The 21,760-nt window shown below is 61.3% G+C and carries 24 protein-coding genes and 4 pseudogenes; 13 read left to right on the top strand and 15 right to left on the bottom strand.

What is annotated here, in order from left to right; genetic code table 11:
- Positions 1-25 precede the first annotated feature (25 nt).
- The 5 genes and pseudogenes from repB to GA830_RS20085 form a co-directional block, all read right to left on the bottom strand.
- Positions 26-1,039 carry a plasmid partitioning protein RepB gene (gene repB / locus GA830_RS18085; protein ID WP_195165063.1) on the bottom strand — a complete coding sequence of 338 codons (1,014 nt, stop codon included), beginning with the start codon at positions 1,037-1,039 and terminating at the stop codon, positions 26-28.
- A gap of 182 nt (positions 1,040-1,221) precedes the next feature.
- Entirely contained in the window at positions 1,222-2,406 is a 1,185-nt protein-coding gene (gene repA / locus GA830_RS18080; RefSeq protein ID WP_195165062.1) for a plasmid partitioning protein RepA, read from the bottom strand.
- A 317-nt stretch (positions 2,407-2,723) separates the two neighbouring features.
- Positions 2,724-3,137, bottom strand: a pseudogene (locus GA830_RS20460) (transposase); the annotation flags it as partial.
- Positions 3,077-3,505, bottom strand: coding sequence for a transposase (locus GA830_RS20090; protein ID WP_258045393.1), 429 nt, complete (start codon positions 3,503-3,505; stop codon positions 3,077-3,079). The gene GA830_RS20090 and the pseudogene GA830_RS20460, both read right to left, overlap by 61 nt.
- A gap of 303 nt (positions 3,506-3,808) precedes the next feature.
- Positions 3,809-3,934: a hypothetical protein gene (locus GA830_RS20085; protein WP_258045711.1), complete on the bottom strand. Its 126-nt coding sequence runs from the start codon at positions 3,932-3,934 to the stop codon at positions 3,809-3,811.
- 179 nt (positions 3,935-4,113) lie between these two features.
- Between GA830_RS20085 and copM the strand changes: the two genes are divergently transcribed.
- Together copM and GA830_RS18065 are read left to right on the top strand one after the other, a co-directional pair.
- Positions 4,114-4,548, top strand: a complete 435-nt coding sequence (gene copM / locus GA830_RS18070) for a CopM family metallochaperone (RefSeq protein WP_374939337.1) — start codon at positions 4,114-4,116, stop codon at positions 4,546-4,548.
- Between the two features lie 48 nt (positions 4,549-4,596).
- Positions 4,597-4,929, top strand: coding sequence for a four-helix bundle copper-binding protein (locus tag GA830_RS18065; RefSeq protein WP_195165061.1), 333 nt, complete (start codon positions 4,597-4,599; stop codon positions 4,927-4,929).
- A 188-nt stretch (positions 4,930-5,117) separates the two neighbouring features.
- Here the strand turns inward: GA830_RS18065 and GA830_RS18060 are convergent.
- Together GA830_RS18060 and GA830_RS18055 are read right to left on the bottom strand one after the other, a co-directional pair.
- Positions 5,118-7,067, bottom strand: a pseudogene (locus tag GA830_RS18060) (efflux RND transporter permease subunit); the annotation flags it as partial.
- A 215-nt stretch (positions 7,068-7,282) separates the two neighbouring features.
- Complete coding sequence (locus GA830_RS18055) at positions 7,283-7,684, bottom strand: FixH family protein (RefSeq protein ID WP_195165060.1); 402 nt, start codon at positions 7,682-7,684, stop codon at positions 7,283-7,285.
- A 264-nt stretch (positions 7,685-7,948) separates the two neighbouring features.
- Here GA830_RS18055 and GA830_RS18050 point away from each other — a divergent pair, with 264 nt between their 5' ends.
- Complete coding sequence (locus GA830_RS18050; RefSeq protein WP_195165059.1) at positions 7,949-8,212, top strand: hypothetical protein; 264 nt, start codon at positions 7,949-7,951, stop codon at positions 8,210-8,212.
- A gap of 84 nt (positions 8,213-8,296) precedes the next feature.
- Here the strand turns inward: GA830_RS18050 and GA830_RS18045 are convergent, their stop codons facing one another.
- The 6 genes and pseudogenes from GA830_RS18045 to GA830_RS18020 form a co-directional block, all read right to left on the bottom strand.
- Positions 8,297-9,172, bottom strand: a complete 876-nt coding sequence (locus tag GA830_RS18045) for a WD40/YVTN/BNR-like repeat-containing protein (protein ID WP_195165058.1) — start codon at positions 9,170-9,172, stop codon at positions 8,297-8,299.
- A 29-nt stretch (positions 9,173-9,201) separates the two neighbouring features.
- On the bottom strand, positions 9,202-9,582 hold the full coding sequence (locus GA830_RS18040; protein WP_195165057.1) for a YkvA family protein: 381 nt from the start codon (positions 9,580-9,582) through the stop codon (positions 9,202-9,204).
- 56 nt (positions 9,583-9,638) lie between these two features.
- The gene (locus GA830_RS18035; RefSeq protein ID WP_195165056.1) at positions 9,639-9,836 is read right to left on the bottom strand and encodes a heavy-metal-associated domain-containing protein; all 198 of its coding nucleotides are present in this window, start codon (positions 9,834-9,836) and stop codon (positions 9,639-9,641) included.
- A gap of 84 nt (positions 9,837-9,920) precedes the next feature.
- A pseudogene (locus tag GA830_RS18030) lies at positions 9,921-10,951 on the bottom strand (2Fe-2S iron-sulfur cluster-binding protein).
- Between the two features lie 14 nt (positions 10,952-10,965).
- Positions 10,966-11,232, bottom strand: a complete 267-nt coding sequence (locus GA830_RS18025; RefSeq protein WP_195165055.1) for a glutaredoxin family protein — start codon at positions 11,230-11,232, stop codon at positions 10,966-10,968.
- Positions 11,233-11,291: 59 nt separating this feature from the next.
- Entirely contained in the window at positions 11,292-13,820 is a 2,529-nt protein-coding gene (locus tag GA830_RS18020) for a heavy metal translocating P-type ATPase (RefSeq protein WP_195165054.1), read from the bottom strand.
- A gap of 504 nt (positions 13,821-14,324) precedes the next feature.
- Between GA830_RS18020 and GA830_RS18015 the strand changes: the two genes are divergently transcribed.
- From GA830_RS18015 to GA830_RS17980, 8 genes and pseudogenes are all read left to right on the top strand, one after another.
- Complete coding sequence (locus GA830_RS18015; protein WP_258045710.1) at positions 14,325-15,548, top strand: hypothetical protein; 1,224 nt, start codon at positions 14,325-14,327, stop codon at positions 15,546-15,548.
- Positions 15,549-15,719: 171 nt separating this feature from the next.
- Positions 15,720-16,094 carry a hypothetical protein gene (locus tag GA830_RS18010; protein WP_195165053.1) on the top strand — a complete coding sequence of 125 codons (375 nt, stop codon included), beginning with the start codon at positions 15,720-15,722 and terminating at the stop codon, positions 16,092-16,094.
- Positions 16,095-16,147: 53 nt separating this feature from the next.
- Positions 16,148-16,468, top strand: a complete 321-nt coding sequence (locus GA830_RS18005; protein ID WP_195165052.1) for a DUF6522 family protein — start codon at positions 16,148-16,150, stop codon at positions 16,466-16,468.
- Positions 16,465-17,379, top strand: coding sequence for a succinate dehydrogenase iron-sulfur subunit (locus tag GA830_RS18000; RefSeq protein WP_258045709.1), 915 nt, complete (start codon positions 16,465-16,467; stop codon positions 17,377-17,379). Before GA830_RS18005 ends, GA830_RS18000 begins: the two co-directional genes overlap by 4 nt.
- 23 nt (positions 17,380-17,402) lie before the next feature.
- Positions 17,403-17,807 carry a succinate dehydrogenase, cytochrome b556 subunit gene (sdhC, locus tag GA830_RS17995; RefSeq protein ID WP_195165051.1) on the top strand — a complete coding sequence of 135 codons (405 nt, stop codon included), beginning with the start codon at positions 17,403-17,405 and terminating at the stop codon, positions 17,805-17,807.
- Positions 17,808-17,812: 5 nt separating this feature from the next.
- The gene (gene sdhD, locus GA830_RS17990) at positions 17,813-18,199 is read left to right on the top strand and encodes a succinate dehydrogenase, hydrophobic membrane anchor protein (protein WP_195165050.1); all 387 of its coding nucleotides are present in this window, start codon (positions 17,813-17,815) and stop codon (positions 18,197-18,199) included.
- A gap of 99 nt (positions 18,200-18,298) precedes the next feature.
- Positions 18,299-18,739, top strand: a complete 441-nt coding sequence (locus tag GA830_RS17985; protein ID WP_195165049.1) for a CBS domain-containing protein — start codon at positions 18,299-18,301, stop codon at positions 18,737-18,739.
- 35 nt (positions 18,740-18,774) lie between these two features.
- Positions 18,775-18,968 (top strand): annotated as a pseudogene (locus GA830_RS17980) (IS630 family transposase); the annotation flags it as partial.
- A 130-nt stretch (positions 18,969-19,098) separates the two neighbouring features.
- Here GA830_RS17980 and GA830_RS17975 read toward each other — a convergent pair.
- Positions 19,099-19,500 (bottom strand): PepSY domain-containing protein, encoded by a 402-nt coding sequence (locus tag GA830_RS17975; protein ID WP_195165048.1) that lies wholly within the window; start codon positions 19,498-19,500, stop codon positions 19,099-19,101.
- Positions 19,501-19,664: 164 nt separating this feature from the next.
- On the opposite strand from GA830_RS17975, the gene GA830_RS17970 reads away from it, so the two are divergent.
- A complete protein-coding gene (locus GA830_RS17970) occupies positions 19,665-20,141 on the top strand; it encodes a hypothetical protein (RefSeq protein WP_195165047.1) in 477 nt (158 codons plus the stop codon).
- Positions 20,142-20,195: 54 nt separating this feature from the next.
- On the opposite strand, the gene GA830_RS17965 is transcribed toward GA830_RS17970, so the two are convergent.
- Positions 20,196-20,978 (bottom strand): FtsX-like permease family protein, encoded by a 783-nt coding sequence (locus GA830_RS17965; RefSeq protein ID WP_195165046.1) that lies wholly within the window; start codon positions 20,976-20,978, stop codon positions 20,196-20,198.
- Here GA830_RS17965 and GA830_RS17960 point away from each other — a divergent pair.
- Positions 20,953-21,678, top strand: a complete 726-nt coding sequence (locus GA830_RS17960; RefSeq protein WP_195165045.1) for an IS6 family transposase — start codon at positions 20,953-20,955, stop codon at positions 21,676-21,678. The genes GA830_RS17965 and GA830_RS17960 overlap by 26 nt on opposite strands.
- Positions 21,679-21,760 lie beyond the last annotated feature (82 nt).

The following is a 21,760-nucleotide window of genomic DNA, read 5'->3' as shown; positions in this document are numbered from 1 at the left end:
TCGGGGGCCTTTTTCTTTTGCGGGGTTATTCTCCGTTGGTTCTCGTGTCGTTTTGCTGCCGGAACTCCTCGTAGAGTCGATCGAGGTGCTCCGTCAGGTAGCCTCCGAACGCTCGCGCGTCGGGTCCCCTTGCCTTGAGAGCAAGGGTGAACTTCTTCCCATGAGATACCGTCTCAGCTGCGAGGCGGCCGTCTGCGGGCGCCCAGCTGCTCCGGGCTGGGGCCGCCTTCTTCGAACCCGCGCCGGCCTTGGTTGCCTTGAGGTGCATGGATAGGGTCTCAAAGCGCTGGTCGCTCGACCGCGCGGCGCCTGCCGGCGACGCGACGAATTGGAGCGCCTTGTCCAAGTTACTTGGCTTGTCGAGCAGCAGTTTGAGGTCGTACCAGCGGTCACGGCCGATCCGCGTCGCGCGCCCAATGCCCTTCAAGAGTGGTTCCGGCAAGCTGGCAACCGCGAGCATCTTTGACAGCGTGGACTTGTCGGCTCCCAGGGCTGCCATAACCGTCGAGTTATCATCGTCGAAATGGCGATTGACGATATCTGCGGCGAATACAGCCTTCTCGATGAATGAGGTGTTCGCGCGGCCGTTGTTCTCTTGGCCCTGCGCAATCACGTGCTCGCGGTCGGTCATCTGCTTGATGACGGCTCGAACCTTGCGCCCGAGTTTGACGGCTGACAGGCGCCTCAAATGGCCGAAGACCAGCATATATCGGCCTGGCTGCTGGGGATGCGGCCTGACGAGAACTGGCGTGTCCTGCCCACGCTCCCGCACGGCCGCTACGACGCGCTCAAGCTCGTCCCGATAGTCGTCGCCCTCGAGGGAGAACCGGTCTTTGGCAAAAGAGTCGTCTATCAAAGCAGGGTCTAGCTCGACGATTGTTTCGCCTTCGAGCAGCTTGCCGGCCTGGGCAGCCATCTCGTCTATTGAACTCAACAGTGAGCGGGTCGCACCCTTGGCTGCGTAATCGAGAACCGCGCGGTTTTCGGAAGGAGTATCGTCGCTGTTGAGCACGCTTGAGAACGGGTTCTTGCGTGCCATCTAGCCCCCTCCCCAAGCCGTTAGAGCTTTGATCCGCCATGTTTTTTCGGTGATTTTTACGGCCGTCAACTTCCCGAAGCCGATACCTACTCTGCGAACAAGCGTGTCATGATCGCACTCGCGCCACGAAGCTAGTCCTTTGAAAACTCGTGGCTTTTTAGCGTCTTTTACGGCCGTCAACTTCATGGCCGCCCCCACGCTCGGTGAATGAGCCCCTGAATTTCGAAGTTTACCGCGTCGAGGCTCTCGATCGCGCGGTCGTACGTGTCCCGATTGAAATTCGCGCGCTCGACCTCGTAGAGCGACTGCTTGGTGAGGCCGGCGTCCGAGACCGCCGTCGACTTGAGCATAGGGTTCTTGAGGATGTCCTCTGCTAGCATGGACTGCATGAAGCCAAGCATCTGCGCCTGCGGGACATCGGTCGGTTCGAACCGGGTGATCAGATATCGGAGCCAGTCCAGCTTGAAGTTGGCCCCGGCCTTCTTAATTGTCTTGGCGATGTTGCCGAGCATGAGCAGGAACTGGCTCATCGACATGAGATCCAGCATCTGTGGATGGACCGTAATCAATACCGAGGTCGCGGCGCTGAGCGCAGTGAGGGTAAGGTAGCCGAGCTGCGGCGGACAATCGATAATGACGACGTCGTAGCGGTCGTCGACGCTCTCAAGCACCTTTCCGAGTCGGGTGAAGAAGCGCTTGCCTTCCTGCGATGTCTGCATCGCCAGCGGCGTCTCATACTCATACTCCTGAAGTTCGAGGTTCGCAGGGACGATATCGAGGAGCGGGAAATTCGTGGCCTGGATGACGTCCACCAAGGGTTTTGGATCGTCGTAACGGATGGAGTCGTAGAGCGACGGATTCTTGTCGAGCTCCGGCTGGAAGCCATGCAATGCTGACAAGGAGGCCTGGGGGTCGAGGTCGATGGCGAGCAACCGATGCCCGGTCAGCGCGAGGTGTTGGGCGAGATGGGTCGCCGTGGTCGTCTTGCCAGAGCCGCCCTTGAAGTTGACAACGGCGATGACCTGCAGCTTCTCTTCCCGCTTGCGGCCGGGCACGTATTTCTTAGCGTCTGACCGACCGTTCTTGTCGAGATAGTGCCTGAGTTCGACGATCTGTTGTGCCGTGTACGACCTCCGACCGCCGCCGCCGATCTGTGGGGTAGGGCCCTTGCTTTCGAGATGCAGTCGCTTGAGGTTGTTGGGGGTCACGCCCAGGTAGTGAGCAGCTTCTGCCATGCCGAAGGCCCGCAACGTCTTTTCGGCATTCGGCGGAAACTTCTCCATACGCAATTGGTCGAGCTTGCGCGAGATTTCTGCGCCTTGGGCGAGAATCCTGTCGTCGAATTCGAAAGAGGGCAACGCGTCCATCTAGTTTCCGTCTCAAGAGAAAATAGCGCTAACTTAGGATAACGCACCGATTTAGCGCCAGTATGTGCGATTCCCTCGATACGGCAAGAGAAATTGCGTTAACGAAGTCTTAACGCCATACCCGCCTGCGTCCTGAAATCGCTCTAACTCGCGTTGTTTTTCTTTGATATTTCAATGTCTTACCAGATCTTGGGAACTCTCGTATCAAAACTGGGCACTCATACTTCTATTAGGGTGCACACGGGTGTCCGCCACCCGCCTGCGGCGATCCGGCGAGCGACTCACGACCAAGCTCAGCAGAATCACTCATACTTCTACTAGGCCGTGTGGACGAATTTGATCAAGCATAGGCCTGCTGCGAAGCTTACGATTGAGCGGAAATTTCGTGCTGTCTTTTCGCATCGCAGGGCGACGCGTTTGAAGCGCTTGAGCCGCCCGAAGCCTTGTTCGATACGGGCGCGCGCCTTGTAGAGCGTCTGGGCGAAGAAGGCTGGCCTGTTTTTCTCGTTGGCCTTGTGAGGGATCACCGGGGCGATGCCGCGTGTCCGCGCGGCTGCACGATTGGCCTTGCTGGAATAGCCTTTGTCGCCCAGCGCGGCACGTGGGGTGATGTCCGGCCCTATGTCGAGCAGGGTCTCAAAGCGGGTTGTGTCGGCAACTTGGCCACCGGTCAGATCGAACGCAATGATGTCGCCCGAATTGTCCGCCTTGGCGTGGATTTTCGTTGTGAACCCGCCGCGCGAGCGGCCGAGCGCCTGGCCTTGCTGCCCCCCTTTGCGCCCGCTGCCGAGACATGGGCGCGCACAATGGTGGAATCGAACATCTGGATCAGATGGGCCGATGCGCTCATCTCGGCCAACGTGTCGAAGAAGGCTTCGAACACGCCGGCTTTGCTCAGCCGGTCAAAGCGCTTCCACACTGAGTTCCAGTGGCCAAAGCGTTCCGGCAGCGCACGCCAGCGCACATTCTCCACCGTGAAGAAGTGCATGGCTTCCAGAAAAAGCCGGTCGTCCGCAGCCTTGCGGCCTCGCCGTGGCAGGCAAGCGCGGAAAACCTCCAGCGTGTTCGCCCAATCCGTTTCCGTCATCCTCGTGGACATCGCCGACCTCCAAATCAGTCGACAATCCATGAATCAGACTGGATTGGTCAGCGGAACCCCAAAAGCTATACCTGAGTCAATTCGTCCACACGGCCTAGCCGCGCGGCGTTGGAAGCATCGCTCGGAACAAAGCCCGCGGGCCTTCGTTAAATCGACATGTCACAAGCAGGTTTTTTGCGGCTCCTCGATCGGGCGAAATCAGTCTGCGCGATCCTTGTGGCGCTGTGTGTTATCTTTTCCGCAACAGCGTTTGCCGAAATCACTGACAGCAATCATCCATCCGCAGCCTCACTATTGCTCGTTTCACACGCGGCAGAACAACCGAATGTCGCCGCCCGCAAAGCCATCCCATGCACGAATGACGCCCATGGCGTCGGACAATGCTGTTCTGTCCTTCATTGCCTGGTTGGCATAGCGGTAGCTCCACATGCCTTGCCGAATGTGCCACCGGCGTCTCTTGTCAGCGCCGAAACGGCCAGTCTGGGCGCCTCTCTGATGCCGTACCGGTTGGACCGGCCCCCGAAATCCTCGGCGCGCTTCGCCTCGTAGAGCGACGCCAGAGCCAGACGGCTCGTGGACGTCATTGTTCAGCATTCAGGAGAAAGATCATGGGTAACCCCAAACTCGCATTCGCTACAGCACTGCTCCTCTCGGGCTTCGTTTCAGCCGCTGCGGCACAAGAATCAAAACCGATGGCGATGGCTGCGTCGCCATTGCCGGCGCAATGCGGTCAGGCCGCTGACCACAAAATGCCAGACATGGGCGGCATGGACATGTCGGGCATGGATGAAGCCCAGCAGGCAAACATGGCAGGGATGATGAAAATGCAGTCTGCCATGATGCCGGGGATGATGGCCAAAGACCCGGACGTCGCCTTCGCCTGCGGGATGATTGCGCATCATTATGGCGCCATCGACATGGCCGAAGTCGAGCTGAAGTTCGGCGACAACGACGAGGCCAAGCAGATGGCGCAGAAGATCATCGACGCCCAGACCAAAGAGATCGGCGAGTTCACGCAGTGGCTCGAAGCCAACGCAAAGTGAACCCTAGGGAGCGCCGCAGGGCGCTCCCGTCCACACAAGGATCCCGACATGCATCACCTCAGCCCCGAGATGAAAAACTGTATCGATGAATGCCTGCGTTGTTATTCCGTGTGCCTTTCGACCGCGATGGGCCATTGCCTGGAAATGGGCGGCAAACACACCGAAAAACAGCACTTCACGCTGATGTTGGCCTGCGCTGAAATCTGCCGGACCTCGGCGCATTTCATGCTCATCGGCTCCGAGCACCACAAGCATATTTGCGGGGAATGCGCGGAAATCTGCAACGAATGCGCGGATGACTGCGAGCGCCTCGGCGACATGCAGGAATGCGTCGATACCTGCCGTCGCTGCGCGGAGAGCTGCCAGACGATGGCGGCTTAGACAGCCGATTTTTCGAAGGCGCGAGGTTCCATGCCTCGCGCCTCTCGATCAAAGCTGTCACCTGAAAAATACGAACTTCACAAGCGCGGCGATCACGATAACGATGATCGCCAGGACGATCAGGCCGCCTATTCCCATGCCCCACATTATTCCGCCCGACATCATGTCGTTCATCATCGCATTTCTCCCTATTCAGCCGGAACGCCGGCTGGATTTCCGGTTTCGATCGTCTCCCGGACCATCGCCTCGCGCGGCAGCCGCCATCCCTTGACGATCCCGTAGACGGCCGGGATGACGACCAGCGTCAGGATCGTCGACGAGATCATACCGCCGATCATCGGCACGGCGATCCGCTGCATGACTTCCGATCCGGCGCCGGTGCTCCAGAGGATCGGTAGCAAGCCAGCCATGATGGCGACGACGGTCATCATCTTCGGCCTGACGCGCTCCGCCGCGCCGAACATGATGGCGGCATGGAGATCGTCCCGCGTGAACGCGCGTTTTTCAGCTGCGCATCTTGTCTTGACGTCGGTCAGAGCGTGATCGAGATAGATCAGCATGATCACCCCGGTCTCGGCGGCGACTCCCGCAAGCGCGATGAAGCCGACCGCGACCGCGACCGAGGTGTTGAAGCCCAGCCACCACATCAGCCAGATGCCGCCGACCAGCGCGAACGGCAGCGACAGCATGACGATCAGCGTCTCGGTCATCCGGCGGAAATTCAGGAACAGCAGCAGGAAGATCAGCGCCAGCGTCAGCGGCACTACGATCTTCAACCTTGCTTCCGCACGTTCCAGATATTCGAACTGGCCACTCCAGCCGAGCGAATAGCCGGTTGGCAGCTCCACGCCGGCGGCGACCGCGGCCTGCGCGTCGGCGACATAGCCGCCGAGATCGCGGCCGGCGATGTCGACGAAGATGTAGACGGCGAGCTGGCCGTTCTCGGTGCGGATCGAGGTCGCGCCGCGCGTCAGCTCGACCTTCGCAACCTCGCCCAGCGGCACGAAGCCGCCGCCGGGCAGCGCCACCTGCACCTCGCGCGCGATCGCCTGCGGGTCGCTGCGGAGCGCGCGCGGATAGCGGATGGCGACGCCGTAGCGCTCGCGTCCCTCGACCGTCGAGGTGATGACTTCCGCTCCGAGCGCCATCGCGATCACGTCCTGCACGTCGCCGACCGACAGGCCATAGCGGCCGAGGGACTGGCGGTTCGGGACGATGTCGAGGAAGTAGCCGCCGATGACGCGCTCGGCATAGGCGCTGGAAGTGCCGGGCACATTCCGCAGCACCGCCTCGACCTGTCGCGCGAGCTTTTCCATCTCGCCGAGATCGGTTCCATAGACCTTGACGCCGACAGGCGTGCGAATGCCGGTCGACAGCATGTCGATGCGGGCGCGGATCGGCATGGTCCAGGCATTAGACACGCCCGGAAATTGCAGCGCCGCGTCCATTTCGCTCTTCAGGCTTTCGGACGTGACGCCGTCGCGCCATTCCTCCTTCGGCTTCAGGTTGATGATGGTCTCGAACATCTCGATCGGCGCCGGATCGGTCGCGGTCTGTGCCCTCCCGGCCTTGCCAAACACCGATTCCACCTCGGGAAACGACTTGATGATGCGGTCCTGCATCTGCATAAGTTCCGCCGCCTTGGTGACCGACAGGCCGGGTAGCGTCGTCGGCATATACATCAGCGTGCCTTCGTCGAGAGCCGGCATGAACTCCGACCCGAGCTGCCGCGCCGGCCAGACAGTCACGGCAAGGGCCATGATCGCGAGCAGGATGGTAAAAGTCTTCGCCCGGAGCACGCCCTTTATGATCGGTCGGTAGAGCGCGATCAGCAGCCGGTTGAGCGGGTTCTTGTGCTCCGGCACGATCCGGCCGCGCACGAATACCACCATCAACGCCGGAACCAGCGTCACCGACAGGAGCGCGGCCGCGGCCATCGCAAACGTCTTGGTGAAGGCGAGCGGGCCGAACAGCCGTCCCTCCTGGCTTTCCAGCGTGAAGATAGGCAGGAACGAGACCGTGATGATCAGCAGGCTGAAAAACAGCGCCGGGCCGACCTCGCTCGCCGCCTCGATCAGCACCTCGATCCTCGGCTTGTCCGGCGGTGCTCGCTCCAGATGCTTGTGGGCGTTCTCGATCGGATCTCCGTCGGGATGGCGGTAGTAGATGACCGTTGCCGACGGGTGCGAATCTGAAGACATCGGTTCCGGCTCGGCGCCAAGCGCTCGCATCGCGATCGCCTTTATGTCTCGCACGCCGGCGGTCGGGACAGACAGATCGCGCTGTCCCGCTAAATATCCGCCGACGCCGGTTCCCACGGCAACAACAAACGCCAGGAATGCTCCGGCCCTGCTCATTGGACGACCTTAAGAACCAGCCTGCTCTCGACAGTCTCAGCCTCGCCCTGCACCTTTGCGGCGATCGAAAAACGCCAGCCTCCGGCCATGACCAGATTGGTCCTGAAGCGATAAACGCCGGGTTCGTTGGACGGCATCGCCTCTACGGGCGAGGTCATCGCCTCCATTCCGTCGGGCTCCATGTCCATCCGGGTAGCGAAGACGACCGCGTCGGTGACCGGATTGCCTGTCCGCTTGTCGATTAGCCGGACCGCCACGGGCGCGCCGTCACCTTGCTTGATTTCATTGTCGACAAGCTGAAATTCGTAGTCTTTAGGCCCGGCCTCAGCCGCCTGGAAAACAGCGACGAGGGACGCGAGCGCCAGCATCGCGGCGCGAAGGGAAAAATTCGATTTCATGGATCAAGGTTCCGACTGGCATGGACCCGCGTATTCGCGCGGCATTGGGCATGGCGAACGCCATGCGGCTTCGCCCGCGCAGCTTTCGGCCGCACGGGTTCAGGCGCTGAGAGCGCCTATGGCAGTCAGGATTTGGGAGGTCTCGGCGGCGGCTCTCCGCCAAGCGAGGTAAGGACGGCTTCCCAACCATTGAGGTATCCGTCCCGCACCGGGAAACGGACAAACGAAGGCGACTCCGCGACCGTCCCGCTGAGGAGGCCCGATATGCACAGCGCCGCAAATGGGCAATCCTTGGCGCAGTCCGGTACCACGGACTGGTCGTCCGGGCAGCAGGGCATGTCGACCGGCATCATCGATGCCATCTCAGGCGCCGCCATCGCCCATGCAGTCGACGGAGCAGCCATAGGCGCAAGCACCAGCGCGAAAAGGGCCAGTGGCAGCAGGAGGCGGCTCAAGGGCGACCAGAGGTTCATCAACCCAAGATGTCACAGCGCCGAAGGCTTGAACAGACTCATCATTGTAACGTGATCTCCAAGAAGGTGTCGTCCGGACGTGCCCTTCCATGGACCAGTCTCAGCAGGCGGAGCGCATTCATGTCCGGGCGCGATTGCGTCAACCCCCAAGTTCGGTCCAACTGGCGCCGCCGTCGGTGCTGGCCAGAATGTCGCCTTGTTGAGATGCCGCGAATATCCGGTTCTTGTCCGCCGGGTCGACCGCGAGATGCAGCAGGATTCGTTCGCCCCAGATATCGGAAATCGTCTTGAAGTCGATGTTGGACTCAGCGGACCGCACAAGGCCACGCCCAAGCACGAACGCGTAGACCGAACCATCGGCCGCCACCTCGACGAGACTGACGGGCGTGCCATCCAAGACCGTTTCCCACCTTTGACCCCCGTCCCTGCTGACGGACAAGCCTGCCTCCGTGGCTGCGTAAAGCGTGTCGGCATCCTTTGCCGACGCGGCAAGGTCGATCAGCTTTTCCGGCAGCGGACCAACGATCGACCATGTCTTCCCGGCATCGCGGCTCACCTGGAGCGCGCCATAGGCTCCGTAGAGAACCTGTGGATCGGCAGAACTGACCGTCATCTGGTGGAAGTCGACTGGACCGTTTGCTCCCGGCGAAATCTGATCCCAGGTGACGCCATTGTCGGTGGAAGCGATGAAGCCCAGATTGCCGCCGCCAGCCGGATGGCCGCTGGCGTAAAGCGTCTTCGGGTCGGATGGGTCGGGCGTGAATCCCATGAAGTCTTGCACGGGCGAAATGAGCTCCGTTTTGCCGTCCGGCCCGGCGCGGAACATCCCATGGTGGGTTGCGATGAGAAGCTTTTCCGTATCCTGCATGTCGACGGCCAGCCCGTGAATGTGCGTGCGCTCCTTCAGTTGCGAAGCCGAGAGGGCCTCGGTTCCTGCCGCCGAGCCTGCCGCGACGGCTGCAATTGCAAGGCCTGCGATCAGGTTTGCGGCGATCATTCCCATAAATGTTCTCATCTTGTGCACCGCGCTTGTGAGATTGAAGTTCAGTTGCGGAGATAGCGATACCCGAGCCATGCCGTCAGCGCGATAGACGCTGCCCATATGCACGCGATCACCACTGCGGCGGTTCGGCTCGCGGGACGCCGTCCAGCGAGAGCCGCGGCAGTTCGGTGCTCGGCCATAACCTCCGGCGGGATCATCTTCACCACGGCCAGAATGCCGACCGGCACGATTATCACGTCGTCGAAATATCCCAAAATCGGAATGAAATCCGGGATCAAGTCTATCGGCGACAAGGCATATCCGGCAACGCAAAGCGCCAACGCCCTCGCATACCAAGGTGTGCGAGGGTCGCCGGCGGCAAGGTAGACGGCATGCACGTCACGCTTGATCGTGCGCGCCCAGTATTTCAGCCTGTCGAGCATCGGATGATCCTACCTCCGAACAGGCTCTCTGCGCGAGCCGAACAGAGGCGCCGCTGTCAGGCCGCCTTGTTCGCATATCCCGCAGTCTCTACTGCCTGCGAAATTTTTGAAGCATCGGCGGTAGTTTCGATCGTCACGATTTTCGACGGGAGATCCACGGTCACAGCCGCGCTGCTATCGACACTCTTCACCGCCTTCGTCACGGTTCCCACGCAGTGCCCACAGGTCATGTCAGGCACGTTCAATTTCAGCATTTCAGTCTCCTTCATATGATTTGGCATGTCGCCAGGACTTGAACATGGGGTTTCCAGTCGCTGGAAGGTCAAACCCCAACGCGATCACGGATGCGTTACCGTGGTTCTCTCGCCATGTTCCGGGGTGTAGAAGACGTCCGCATGGATGTCTGCGGCGCGAAGGCCGCGTTCCAGCAGTATCGGTCCGGCGGCGTCCACCATTGCTGGCGGACCTGCCAGGTAGGCTTTCCAGCCGTCGAGATCGCCGAGGTCGGCCGCGACCGCGTCGGAGACGTAGCCCGGCCGGAAGCTTGAGCCGGAATCCTCCGACAGGACCGGGACGAAGCTGAGGTTTGCGTGCCTTTCCGTCAGCGCGGCGAACCGGTCGAGCAGATAGAGGTCGCGCTCCGATCGCGCGCCGAAATAGATGCGGATCGGATGGCCCATGCCCCTGGCGAGCGCGGTCTCGGCCATCGCCTTGACCGGCGCCAGGCCCGAGCCGCCGGCGATACCGAGGATCGGGCCGGAATGCTTCTCCCGCAGGAAAGCTGAGCCGAGCGGACCTTCGATGGCGATCCTGTCCCCGACTGCGGCGCGCGCCCAGATTCGCTGGCTCGCCGCGCCTTCGGGAACACGCCGGACATGGAACTCCACCAGTTCCTCGTCCGGCCGGCTCGCGACCGAATAGTCGCGGGACGGCGCGCCCGGGTAGAACAAGCGGGCATACTGCCCGGCCCTAAAGGTGAAAGCGCCGCGATCGTCGAGTCGGACCCGGATCAGCTTGATGTCGTGGGTCGCATCCTCCACCGCCGCGATGGCGCCTTCGAACCGGCAGACCGGGATATCGGCGATCTCGTCGGCGCCTCCGAGCCAGGCGACTGTAGCGTCGGTGAGCGGCTGCGCCCGGCAGGCAAGGATCAGTCCCCGTCCGCCCGCTCCTCCGGAGAGAGCGCGAACGGCGTGTGGGGCAAAAGGGCGACCTCGCCGCTGACAAGGCGCGATTTGCAGGAGCCGCAGCGTCCCGATTTGCAGCCGTGCGGGTACTGAATGCCGGCGGCGAGCGCAGCGAGCAGGATCGTCTGGCCGTTATTGACTTCGAGGCTGCGTCCGGCCTGCGGAATGAAGACTTTCGGCATGGAAGTATCTCCTCTCAGGCGGCTTGGATGAGGCCGAGAGCGGCCGCGATCCGGGGTTTCTGTTGCGGGAAGGTGCCGTAAAACACGTCGCCGGCGACGATGGTGATCGGCGCCACGCGGACGCCGGTGCGGCGCTTGGCCTCCTCGGCGATCGCCGGGTCGCGGAGGTCGCGCTCGACGAAGGGGATGCCCTGGCTTTCGAGCCATGCCTTCAGCGCGCGGCAATCGGGGCAGGTCGGAGTGGAAAAAATCTCGATCCAGGGATGGTGATGGCTGGACATGGCTTTTGCCTTCGAAAATCGGGATGGGATGAGGGAGCCGCCTGGCGGCGGCTCCACATTCATTCAGCAGGGGCGAGCTGCGTCTCGCCGACCGCGGGAGCGCTTTCGCCGCGCCCGAGTGGCTGGCGGAAGGCCTTCAGGCGCAGCGCGTTCGACAGAACGAAGATGCTGGAGAACGCCATCGCGCCCGCAGCGAGCATCGGCGACAACAGCCAGCCATAGGCCGGGTAGAGCAGGCCGGCGGCGACGGGGATCAGCAGCACGTTATAAGCAAAGGCCCAAAACAGGTTCTGCTTGATGTTGCGGATCGTCGCCTTGGACAGCGCGATCGCGTTCGCCACGCCGCGCAGGTCTCCCGACATCAGCACTACGTCGGCCGATTCTATCGCCACATCCGTGCCGGTGCCGATGGCGATGCCGACATCGGCCTGGGCCAGTGCGGGCGCATCGTTGATGCCGTCGCCGACAAAGGCGATCTTGCGGCAGTTGGCGGCGAGCCGCTTCACGGCGTCGACCTTGCCGTCCGGAAGCACCTCGGCGATCACCTCGTCGATGCCAAGCCGGCGCGCGATCGCCTCGGCGGTGCGGCGGTTGTCGCCGGTGATCATCGCCACCTTCAGTCCCAGCGCATGCAGCGCCTTGATCGCTTCCGGCGTGGTTTCCCGAACCGGATCGGAGACCGCGATGATTGCCGCCAGCCTGCCGTCGATCGCCGCATAAAGCGGCGACTTCCCCTCTTCGCCCAACCGGCGCGCGGCATCGGCGAACACGGACAGATCATGGCCGAGCTTCGCCATCAGGCGATCCGCGCCGACCTCGACCTTGCGGCGGCCGACCATCGCTTGCACTCCATAGCCCGGTGTGGCTTCGAAGCCGTGGGCGGCTTCGAGCGTTAGCCCCCGACGTCCGGCCGCCTCGACGATAGCTTCCCCAATGGGGTGCTCGGAGCGTGTCTCCACCGAAGCGACCAGAGCCAATACCTCGTTGCGGTCCAGCCCTTGAACGGTCACCAGGTCGGTCAGCTCCGGCCGGCCGCAGGTCAGCGTGCCTGTCTTGTCGACAGCGATCACCTCGGCGTCCCGGAGCGTCTGGAGCGCGTCGCCCTTGCGGAACAGCACCCCCATCTCGGCGGCGCGCCCTGTCCCGACCATGATCGAGGTCGGCGTGGCGAGCCCCATGGCGCACGGGCAGGCGATGATCAGCACCGCCACAGCGTTGACCAGCGCGAAGGTGAGCGCAGGCTCCGGCCCAAACACGAGCCAAACGAGGAAGGTGAGCGCAGCCACCGCGATGACGGCTGGCACGAACCACATCGTCACCTTGTCGACGAGCGCCTGGATCGGCAGCTTTGCGCCCTGCGCCTGCTCCACCATCCGGATGATCTGCGCCAGCACGGTGTCCGCACCGACCTTGGTCGCCCGATAGGAGAAGCTTCCCGTCTTGTTGATGGTGGCGCCGACAACCTGCGCACCCTCTCCCTTGGAGACGGGCATGGGCTCGCCTGTGATCATGGATTCATCGACGAAGGACGAGCCCTCGACGACTTCGCCGTCTACCGGCACCTTTTCGCCCGGCCTGACAAGGACGATGTCGCCGACCCGCACCTCCTCGATCGCAAGTTCGAGGCTCTGGCCGTCGCGGACGATGCGGGCGGTCTTGGGCGCAAGCCCGACCAGCCGTTTGATGGCTTCGCTAGTGCGCCCCTTGGCCCGCGCCTCCAGAAAGCGGCCGAGCAGGATCAGCGTCACGATCACGGCCGCCGCCTCATAATAGACATTGGCGGTTCCGGCCGGGAGGGTTTGCGGCGCAAATGTCGCCACGACCGAATAGCCCCAGGCCGCGATCGTGCCGAGGGCGACCAGGGAGTTCATGTCGGGCGCGAAGCGAAACAGCGCTGGAACGCCTTTCTGATAAAAACGCAGGCCCGGCCCGAACAGCACCAAGGAAGCCAGAGCGAATTGGACGAACCAGCTCTGTCGCATCTCGATGTTGTTCATGACAAAATCGTGGATGGCGGGCACGAAATGCGATCCCATTTCGAGGACGACGATCGGCAGCGTCAGCGCCGCCGCGACAGCGAGGCTGCGCTGCAGCCGCGTCATCTCGGCCGCACGGGCTTCCTGCTCCTGATTCCCGGTTTCGGTCGAAGCGGCGCGCGCTTCGTAGCCGGCGGCGCGGACGGCCCCGATCAGGCTGCCGATATCTACCACGCCGCGCAGATAGCGGACAGCCGCGCGTTCCGTGGCGAGGTTGACCGAAGCGTCGGTCACGCCCGGTACGGCCCTCAGCGCCTTTTCGATCCGGCCGACGCAGGACGCGCAAGTCATTCCTTCGACGGAGAGTTCGACCTTGTCCTCCGGCACGGAATAGCCGGCGTCCGCGATGGCCTGCACGACAGCGCCGACATCCGGCGCTCCTGCGAAGGTGACTTCTGCGCGCTCGGTCGCGAGATTGACGGATGCCTTGGACACATCCGGCAATTTAGCGATGGCGCGCTCTACCCGGCCGAAGCATGACGCGCAGGTCATGCCCTCGATTGAGAACTGGCGGATAGTCCCGCCAGGAGCGGAAAGTGAAGAATTATTCATGATGCAACTCCGGTTTAAAACGGTGGTGCATACACGTTTGCACTTTCCCACGACTGGAAGGTCAAGGCCTATTTTGTGTTCGCGGCGCCTTTTTGAACAAGGGGTTATGCGGCTGAGCCGACAGCGTTGCAGTTGCGCCATGCGAGACTTGGCGATCATCATACTCACAAACGCGGCAGTGGTCACGTATTCCTCTTGACCTTCCCGTCACTGGAACTTGTACGGTTTAATAAAACTGCATGTGGAGCCGCCCTGCCCTGTCCGCGACGAATCTCAACAGGCCTTAAGTTAGTTGAAGATCGGCGCAAATTCGTCGTTTCCTCCAATACGACTGGCTAGCATGGAAACGTTGGCCATCTTGCAAATGCAGGTTAAGGTTCTATCCGTTAGGCTTTCGCCCAGCGTCCATTCACAATATCCGCCAGCGGGGGACCTCGAAATCATTCACCTTGCCGCGTCTGACGATCACAGCCTGTATCGTCGCCAGCTTCTGGATAACACGCTATGCTCTTTGAAAATCCGCCAGCTGCACGGGCGAGCGCAAGTCGGATCAAAGGCGCTGCCATGCAACGCGTTCCCATCACCGTCCTCTCGGCGGCCGGAGCGATCGCTATTTCGTCCGGAGCGGCAGAGGCCCATGTCAAGTGGTTTGCTCCCTATATCGTCGACGCAGCTCCGCAGCCGATCAGCGAGACACTGACAAACACCTGGTTCTGGACCGGAATCATTCTGGTTCTGCTCTTCCTTCTGGCCACGATCGTCGTCGAACTCCGCGCGTTGGGTCAAACCGTGCTCGCCGGCCTTGATCGCTTGACTGGGCCGGGGGCGCGGCGGGCGGACGATTTCATGCGGGCCACGACGGCCGCCTTCTTCGTCGCGGTCTTCGCCGTAGGCGGCGTCTATCTGACGCCGGATCTGAAGACGCCGTCGGAGCTGGTGTCGTGGGCACAGTTGGCCATCGCCGCAGGCATCTTCTCGCGCAAGACCATGCCGTTTTCGGCTGCGGGTATTATTGTCCTCTGGTTGATCGCGCTGCGCGACTACGAACTTTTTCATCTTCTCGACTATCTCGCCCTCGGCGTCGGCGTCGCCGGCTATCTGCTTCTGGCCTCGCTCGACAACCCTCGCTGGCACGAGAAGCGGTTCACCGTCCTTTTCTGGGGCGTGGCGATCGCACTCATGTGGTCGAGCCTTGAGAAGTTCGCCTATCCGAGCTGGTTCTACCCGCTGGTCGAGGAGCGGCCGTTCCTCACCTTCGGGCTGCCGCGGGACGTGTTCATTCCAATGGCCGGCATCGCTGAATTCACGCTTGGTTTCGGACTGATCTGGAGCCCGCTGGTGCGGCGTCTGTCAGCGATCTCGCTGCTCGTGATCTTCACCACTGCCGTTTACCCGTTCGGGCGCATCGATCTCGTCGGCCACGCGATGATCATGGCCGCCCTTGTTCTGATCGCCGTCGATCCCATTCGAAGGGATTACGCCTCCGAAGCGATCGCACCGGCGCCGGCGCATCAGAAGCGGCGACTGGTCGCCGTACCGGCGGGCCTCACGATGGCGCTTGTGGTGGTGGCGTCGAGCTACTGGGGTCTACACGCCACGTTCTTTGGCGCGGAGGGCGATGCAACGCCCGAAGAGAGGGCGACCCATTCCTACAGTCCGGAACAGCCGCACGGCCCGCAACGCGAGGAAGAGCTTTTCGAGCCCTCTGCGATCGGCGACACTGACTGATGCACGCGACGAAACTCCGGACGTTCTGGACATGGTGTTTCGACGTTGATCGGCACGCTGGATTATGAACACGCCTCGGTACGCGATGGCGCCGATCTGGACCTTGCTTCTCGATGTTTGGTGCAAGGCAGAGCAGAGCGTCACCGAGACGCCTTCGAAGGGAATAGCTGAATGACGCACCCGGACTCCAATCCGCCCGACGCCTCGCTGTTGCGGCAACGAGCGCTTTCCAGGTGGGACAACGAGGGTGGCGCCGGGCCAGATGGCCCACAGAAAGCTCCGGCGTCGAACGATCCAGCTCCGGTTCCGAACATGGGCGAAGCGGAGTTAGTGTCGCTCCACATCCGGGTCATCGCCCTGGAGAACCTGGTTATTGCCCTGCTCGCCGGCGCGTCGGATCGTCAGCTCGAGCTGGCTCGCGAAATGGCACCCTATATATCTCCGAGGCCAGGCTTCATACCTCATCCGCTGACCACTCGTGCGGCGGACCACATGGTTGATCTGGTCGAGCGGGCTTCTCGCTTCCACAGCGGAGAACCGTCCTAAACAAATCCTCGGATCGGCCGCGTCTGCGATCGGTCGCGTAAATGGAGCTTGAAATGCCAAAGATTGAGTTCGAAGACGCTGCCATTCAGGTCGATGCGACGATTGTCGGAGAGGGTCTTGGGATCGCGCCTTCGCTTGTCCAGACTCAGATGCGCGAAGGGAAGATTACCAGCCTATGCGAGCGAGGGGTCGACGAGGATGACGGCCTCTGTCGGCTGACTTTCTTTTCGGCAAGCCGGCGCTTCCGCCTGATCGTCGACGAGGCTGGGAACGTGCACCAACGTTCGTCAGTTAACTTCGGCGAGCGAAATCTTCCGGCCTCGATGCACAGGCCGGGCGAACAACCCCAGCCCAAGGCAAAGAGCGAACGATGACTGTCAAGCCGTCGGATGAATTGCCACGCGCCACGCTGCTCGTGCCTCCAGCCGAAGGCAAGGCGCTACCGATGATCATTGAATCGTCGGATCAAGTGCCGCGCGCCACGCTATTCAAGCGATTTCCGGTCCCGAGGAACTTCAACGTTGCGCCGGAATCGCGGATTGAGCGAGGACGGAAATGGCCGGCTCCTGCCGGCGCCACGCGCGTGAAGACTTTCGAAGTCTATCGGTATGATCCCGATGCCGATCGCAACCCGCGCCTCGATACGTTCGAAGTCGATCTCGAAGACTGCGGGCCGATGGTTCTCGACGCGCTTATTTGGATCAAGAACAAGGTGGATCCGACGCTCACCTTCCGCCGCTCGTGCCGGGAGGGCGTCTGCGGTTCCTGCTCCATGAACATGGATGGTACGAATTGGCTGGCCTGCACGAGGTTCATTTCTGACATGGGCACGCCGGCGACGATCTACCCTCTGGCCAATATGAGGATCATCAAGGATCTGGTTCCCGACACCACGCATCTCTTCGCGCAGTATGAGATGATCGAGCCCTGGCTTCAGTCGAAGACGCCGAATCCCGAGAGGGAGCGGCTTCAGTCCCCTGAAGAACGATCCAAGGTCGACGGCTACTACGAATGCATCCTCTGCTTTTGCTGCACGTCCGGGTGCCCGAGTCATTGGTGGAATGGCGATCGCTTCCTCGGACCCGCCGTTTTGCTCCAAGCCTACCGCTGGCTGGCCGATAGCCGGGACGAGGCGACGGGAGAACGGCTAGATAATCTGGAAGACCCGTTCCGCCTCTACCGATGCCACACCATTCTGAACTGCACCCGGACTTGTCCCAAGGGGCTGAATCCCGGAAAAGCAATCGCCGAGATCAAAAAGATGGTGATCGAACGGCAAATCTAAATCGCCTCAGAACTGGAAAAACGATGCTCCCCAATTCCACGGAAAAGCGGATCCGACCGCTTTCTCCCAATATCCAGATCTATCGCCCGCAGTTAACGTCGGTCCTTTCGATCGCAAACCGGATCACCGGCGTCGCGTTGAGCGCCGGCGCCGTTGTGCTGGTCATCTGGCTGGTCGCGGCGGCTGCGGGCCCCCAGCCCTATTCCGTCGTGCAAGGCGCCATCACATCTTGGCTCGGGCAGATCGTGCTGTTCGGATTCACCTTTGCCTTCTTTCTGCATCTGTGCGGCGGCGTCCGGCATCTCGTTTGGGACACCGTTCACGGCTTCGAGCTGCGTTCGATCTATATCTCGGGATGGGCGGTGGTGGTAGCGAGCGGCGGGCTCACCGTGGCAGCATGGGTTGTCAGCTACTTTGTGGCGGGGTAGAGCCGATGGATCGTCAGGACACGCGCTCGCCGCGGTCTCGAGCCGTCGGGCTTGGCTCGGCCAAGCATGGCTCCCAACAGTGGTGGATGGAGCGCGTATCGGCGGTCGCTCTCGTGCCTCTGACGCTGTGGTTCGTCGCTTCGATCATCGCGCACAGCGGCAGCGACTATGCCGCCTTCATCGCCTGGCTTGGAACGCCGTTCGCGACAACCTTCATGGTGCTGTTGCTGATCGCGCTCTTCTACCATACTGCGCTCGGCCTCCAGGTAGTAGTCGAGGACTACGTTCACACCGGCGCTAAGCTCCCAATCGTGGTAGCGGTCCGCCTTGGCTGCTTTGCTTTCGCTGCCTCCGGCGTCATTGCCACCTTACGCATCGCCTTCGGCGGCTGAGCGGATGATGCATGAGGGGCGTATGGTATCGATGGGCAAGGTTTGCATCGACCTCCGACAAGGACGCTCAATGCCGCGATATGACCGGAAGGAGAAGTGATGTTCGTGGAGAGAGTATTGCCGGCAGCGCGCGAGAAGCTGGTCATGATTGCGGATGACGCGCCGCTGATCGAGGCGGCAAAGCTTCTTGGTGCCGGGACCGATCTCGTCGTCATCTGCAGTCCCACCGGTGTACTGGCGGGGGTCATTACGAAGACCGATGTCGTCAGTCAGATCAGCCACTGCCAAGGGACCATTTGCGCAACGGCGGCTTCATTGGTGATGACCCGGGACGTTGTCGTCTGCCGCCCCGGCGATGGCTTGAACGACGTCTGGTCGCAGATGAAGGAGCACGGATTGAAGAACGTTCCGATCACTGACGATGAGGCACGGCCGATAGGTGTGCTTAATGCGCGGGTCGCGCTTCAGGCACTTCTGCATGAGTCGGAAGACGAGGAGTTATTGCTGCGCGACTATGTGATGGGCATCGGATATCGTTGATCGATATTCGGACCTGTCGTCATCTGGAAGAGCTTCCGGACGCTGGCGCCGTATTCCTGTCCATCGATGAGAAGAGCCAGATCCAGGCGCTCGACCGCGTTCATCCCGGGCTCCCAATGAGGCGCGGCCGCGCCCGAATCATGACGTATGACTACAAGCGCCACGGCACCACGACCTTATTTGCTGCCTTGACGTGGACGGCAAGGTGGTGGGCCGGTGCATGCAGAGACTGTCAGGAAGATGGCTCCGTTATTCGGGCCATAATGAGGCGCAATCCCGCTCGCGGAATTTCCCGAACATGAGCGGCGTCCGAGGTTGTCTCGGACGCCGCTCGACGCGAGTTGACAACAGCGTCGGCGTTACTGCTGGACGTTCTCGCCCGACTCGCCGTTCTCTGACTCCCCGTTCTCGTCGCCATTCTGACCGGACTGCTCGTCTTCCTGAGCAGCGGCCATCTTGGTCACTTCGCCGGAGGTCGCGTCGACGGAAACATCCTGCCGCATCTCGTCGGTGGTCACGATCTCGACTTCGTAGAACGGCTTTCCGTTCTCGCCTTCGAACGACACCGACGCTGCCTTGCCGCCGGCTTTGACCTCGGCTGCCTGGGCGGCCTGTACGGCGGTGATCTTGGCGCCCAGCATGGACTGGATTTCAGCGGCTTCGTTTTTCGAGCCGTGATTGTCGGCGAGAGCGACACCGATGCTGGCTGCGCTGACGCTGGCCGCGATCATGGCGGCGGCAAGAATCATGTTCTTTTTCATTTTAGTCTCCATTGTTGAGACGGCACCATGCCTTCTCTTCGTCACGGAGATTGCCGCACTGTTCTCTCGGCCACTTTGCGCGCCAGTTACCGATTCGTAAGACTTGAGGCATCGCTGCCTCATTTCGGAATGGCACTTTGAAGCGGCCGGCGTTCCGAGCGCTCATGTTGACCACGCTGTCTCGCGGCCTTCCTGCTGGGCTGGTCAATCGCGGCAACTTGCGATGTCAGTCGAAGATACGCGATTTGAGAGGACATTGTGTGGCGCGGTCGTATACGCTGGTTGGGTTGAAAAAGGCAGGATCCTTCAAAATGCTTGCAGGTCGCCAATCGATGGCCCGTACAATCATAGTTGTTGGCCTTGCCGCCCTTGGGGCGGCCCACGTAGCGTCGGCACGAGCCCAGATACAGGATCAGTGGAAACCTGTCGACAAGACGCTCTCCGACTATATTTCGGACGGTTTCGTGATTCAGACAATTCTTCTCGACCATGTCACGCCGGTGTCGGTCCAAGCGACAGTCTATGTCCTGCGCAATGACAACATCCTGGCTCGTTGTACGGAAACGAGGACGAGACGAGCTGGTTTAACCACGGCATTGACCGTCGGATGTGCAGAGCTGGGTAAGCCGGCTGTGAATTAGGGGGCGCTTGCGGAGATGGCGGTTGGACGACTGCCCAGCCGCCGGACGAGACTGTTAAAGGTCGCGTAAGCTTTCCACGGTGGCGCTTGCTGACCGGACGTTTGTAAAGCCCACGGCCGCCATCACCGATACGATAACCAGCGTGACGACAGCGCCGATGTAAAGCCATGGGATCGACAACGCATCGGGCGCCGGGTCGAACACGCCGGTGAGCAGCTTCACCAGCATCCATGCGGTCATTGTCCCGGAGAGCAATCCAAAGATTGTGCCACCGAGGGCGACAAGGGCGCCTTCAGCCCAAAGGAACGAACCGAGTTGATCGCGCTTTGCTCCAATAGCGGTCAGGATCGCAAAGCTCCGACGGCGGTCGATAAAGCCAAGGGCCAGCATCAGACCCGCAGACGCGGCAGCCATCGCAACCGCGAACGCCAGTTCAGTCGTGGTCAGGCTCGACAGATCGACCGCGGTCAGGCTGGAGCCAATTATATGAGATGCCATGCCGACATCCTTCACCTGCAGCGTGGGATCGCTCGCCAAAGCGGCTTTAGCCGTCTTCGCGAGCTGCGCGGGGTCACCTGTCGCGCGCATAAGAACGTATTCGGAGACGTTCGTCCCGCTCATCTTGGCGATGTAGGCTGAATTCGCCACCAGGAAGGAATCCCGTGGCGCGGTCGGGAATTCACGCGCCACCCCGATGAATTTGAAGGGGACGACGTGGTACTGGTTGTCGCTCGCGTTGATCAGGCGAAGGTTGATCGTAGGTAGCGTCGCCTTAACGGATATGCATTGATCTGGGTGATATCCACCTGTGATGACAAAGCTTTCAAACGCCGACACGGTAGCGCGCTACAAACGCCACCGCTTTCCTGCCGAGATCATCGCCCATGCGGTATGGCTCTATTATCGGTTCCCGTTGAGCTTGCGCGATGTTGAAGACCTGCTTGCGGAACGCGGGATCGATGTCTCGTTTCAGACTGTCTGCGAATGGGCCGCAAAGTTCGGCCGCCAATTCGCCGATCAACTTCGGCGACGCTCGCGCGGCAACTTTGCTGACAAGTGGCATCTCGATGAGATGGTCGTCTCCATCAAAGGCAAGAAGTACTGGCTGTGGCGCGCCGTTGATGCTGACGGCTACGTTCTCGATGCTCTGCTGCAAAGCTGCAGAAACAGAAAGGCCGCTCTTCGGCTGATGCGAAAGCTGCTGAAGAGCCAGGGCATCACGCCACGCGTGATGGTAACGGACAAGCTGCGCTCTTACGATGCAGTAAAGCGGGAGATCATGCCGGGCGTCGAGCATCGTTCACACAAAGGGCTCAACAACCGCGCCGAGAATTCACACCTTCCTGTGCGACGACGAGAGCGCCGCATGATGCGGTTCAAGTCGGCGCGACAATGCCAGTGCTTCATCTCAACCCATGGCCAGATCGCCAATCTTTTCCATCTTCATCGAAAACACCTGACCGCTGCCGGTCATCGCCAACTCCGGGCCCACGCCATCACGACCTGGCGGGAAATCTGCTTGCCGATTGAGGCGTGAAATTCACCCCGAAGCAACTATCGCGTCTTACGCTCGGTTAAGGCGACGCCACCCCCTACAGCCCTGACCTTAATCCCATCGA

The sequence above is a fragment of the Mesorhizobium sp. NBSH29 genome, assembly GCF_015500055.1.
GTDB lineage: Bacteria > Pseudomonadota > Alphaproteobacteria > Rhizobiales > Rhizobiaceae > Neomesorhizobium.
The sequence above is the reverse complement of the archived record's forward strand: the minus strand, read 5'-3'. Positions and strand labels throughout refer to the sequence as shown.

What these genes read in the sequence shown, in the direction of transcription:
- repB (WP_195165063.1), bottom strand. Translation starts at nt 1,039, where the DNA reads ATGGCACGCAAGAACCCGTTCTCAAGCGTGCTCAACAGCGACGATACT.
- repA (WP_195165062.1), bottom strand. Translation starts at nt 2,406, where the DNA reads ATGGACGCGTTGCCCTCTTTCGAATTCGACGACAGGATTCTCGCCCAA.
- GA830_RS20090 (WP_258045393.1), bottom strand. Translation starts at nt 3,505, where the DNA reads ATGTCCACGAGGATGACGGAAACGGATTGGGCGAACACGCTGGAGGTT.
- GA830_RS20085 (WP_258045711.1), bottom strand. Translation starts at nt 3,934, where the DNA reads ATGTGGAGCTACCGCTATGCCAACCAGGCAATGAAGGACAGAACAGCA.
- copM (WP_374939337.1), top strand. Translation starts at nt 4,114, where the DNA reads ATGGGTAACCCCAAACTCGCATTCGCTACAGCACTGCTCCTCTCGGGC.
- GA830_RS18065 (WP_195165061.1), top strand. Translation starts at nt 4,597, where the DNA reads ATGCATCACCTCAGCCCCGAGATGAAAAACTGTATCGATGAATGCCTG.
- GA830_RS18055 (WP_195165060.1), bottom strand. Translation starts at nt 7,684, where the DNA reads ATGAAATCGAATTTTTCCCTTCGCGCCGCGATGCTGGCGCTCGCGTCC.
- GA830_RS18050 (WP_195165059.1), top strand. Translation starts at nt 7,949, where the DNA reads ATGCACAGCGCCGCAAATGGGCAATCCTTGGCGCAGTCCGGTACCACG.
- GA830_RS18045 (WP_195165058.1), bottom strand. Translation starts at nt 9,172, where the DNA reads ATGAGAACATTTATGGGAATGATCGCCGCAAACCTGATCGCAGGCCTT.
- GA830_RS18040 (WP_195165057.1), bottom strand. Translation starts at nt 9,582, where the DNA reads ATGCTCGACAGGCTGAAATACTGGGCGCGCACGATCAAGCGTGACGTG.
- GA830_RS18035 (WP_195165056.1), bottom strand. Translation starts at nt 9,836, where the DNA reads ATGCTGAAATTGAACGTGCCTGACATGACCTGTGGGCACTGCGTGGGA.
- GA830_RS18025 (WP_195165055.1), bottom strand. Translation starts at nt 11,232, where the DNA reads ATGTCCAGCCATCACCATCCCTGGATCGAGATTTTTTCCACTCCGACC.
- GA830_RS18020 (WP_195165054.1), bottom strand. Translation starts at nt 13,820, where the DNA reads ATGAATAATTCTTCACTTTCCGCTCCTGGCGGGACTATCCGCCAGTTC.
- GA830_RS18015 (WP_258045710.1), top strand. Translation starts at nt 14,325, where the DNA reads ATGCTCTTTGAAAATCCGCCAGCTGCACGGGCGAGCGCAAGTCGGATC.
- GA830_RS18010 (WP_195165053.1), top strand. Translation starts at nt 15,720, where the DNA reads ATGACGCACCCGGACTCCAATCCGCCCGACGCCTCGCTGTTGCGGCAA.
- GA830_RS18005 (WP_195165052.1), top strand. Translation starts at nt 16,148, where the DNA reads ATGCCAAAGATTGAGTTCGAAGACGCTGCCATTCAGGTCGATGCGACG.
- GA830_RS18000 (WP_258045709.1), top strand. Translation starts at nt 16,465, where the DNA reads ATGACTGTCAAGCCGTCGGATGAATTGCCACGCGCCACGCTGCTCGTG.
- sdhC (WP_195165051.1), top strand. Translation starts at nt 17,403, where the DNA reads ATGCTCCCCAATTCCACGGAAAAGCGGATCCGACCGCTTTCTCCCAAT.
- sdhD (WP_195165050.1), top strand. Translation starts at nt 17,813, where the DNA reads ATGGATCGTCAGGACACGCGCTCGCCGCGGTCTCGAGCCGTCGGGCTT.
- GA830_RS17985 (WP_195165049.1), top strand. Translation starts at nt 18,299, where the DNA reads ATGTTCGTGGAGAGAGTATTGCCGGCAGCGCGCGAGAAGCTGGTCATG.
- GA830_RS17975 (WP_195165048.1), bottom strand. Translation starts at nt 19,500, where the DNA reads ATGAAAAAGAACATGATTCTTGCCGCCGCCATGATCGCGGCCAGCGTC.
- GA830_RS17970 (WP_195165047.1), top strand. Translation starts at nt 19,665, where the DNA reads ATGTTGACCACGCTGTCTCGCGGCCTTCCTGCTGGGCTGGTCAATCGC.
- GA830_RS17960 (WP_195165045.1), top strand. Translation starts at nt 20,953, where the DNA reads ATGACAAAGCTTTCAAACGCCGACACGGTAGCGCGCTACAAACGCCAC.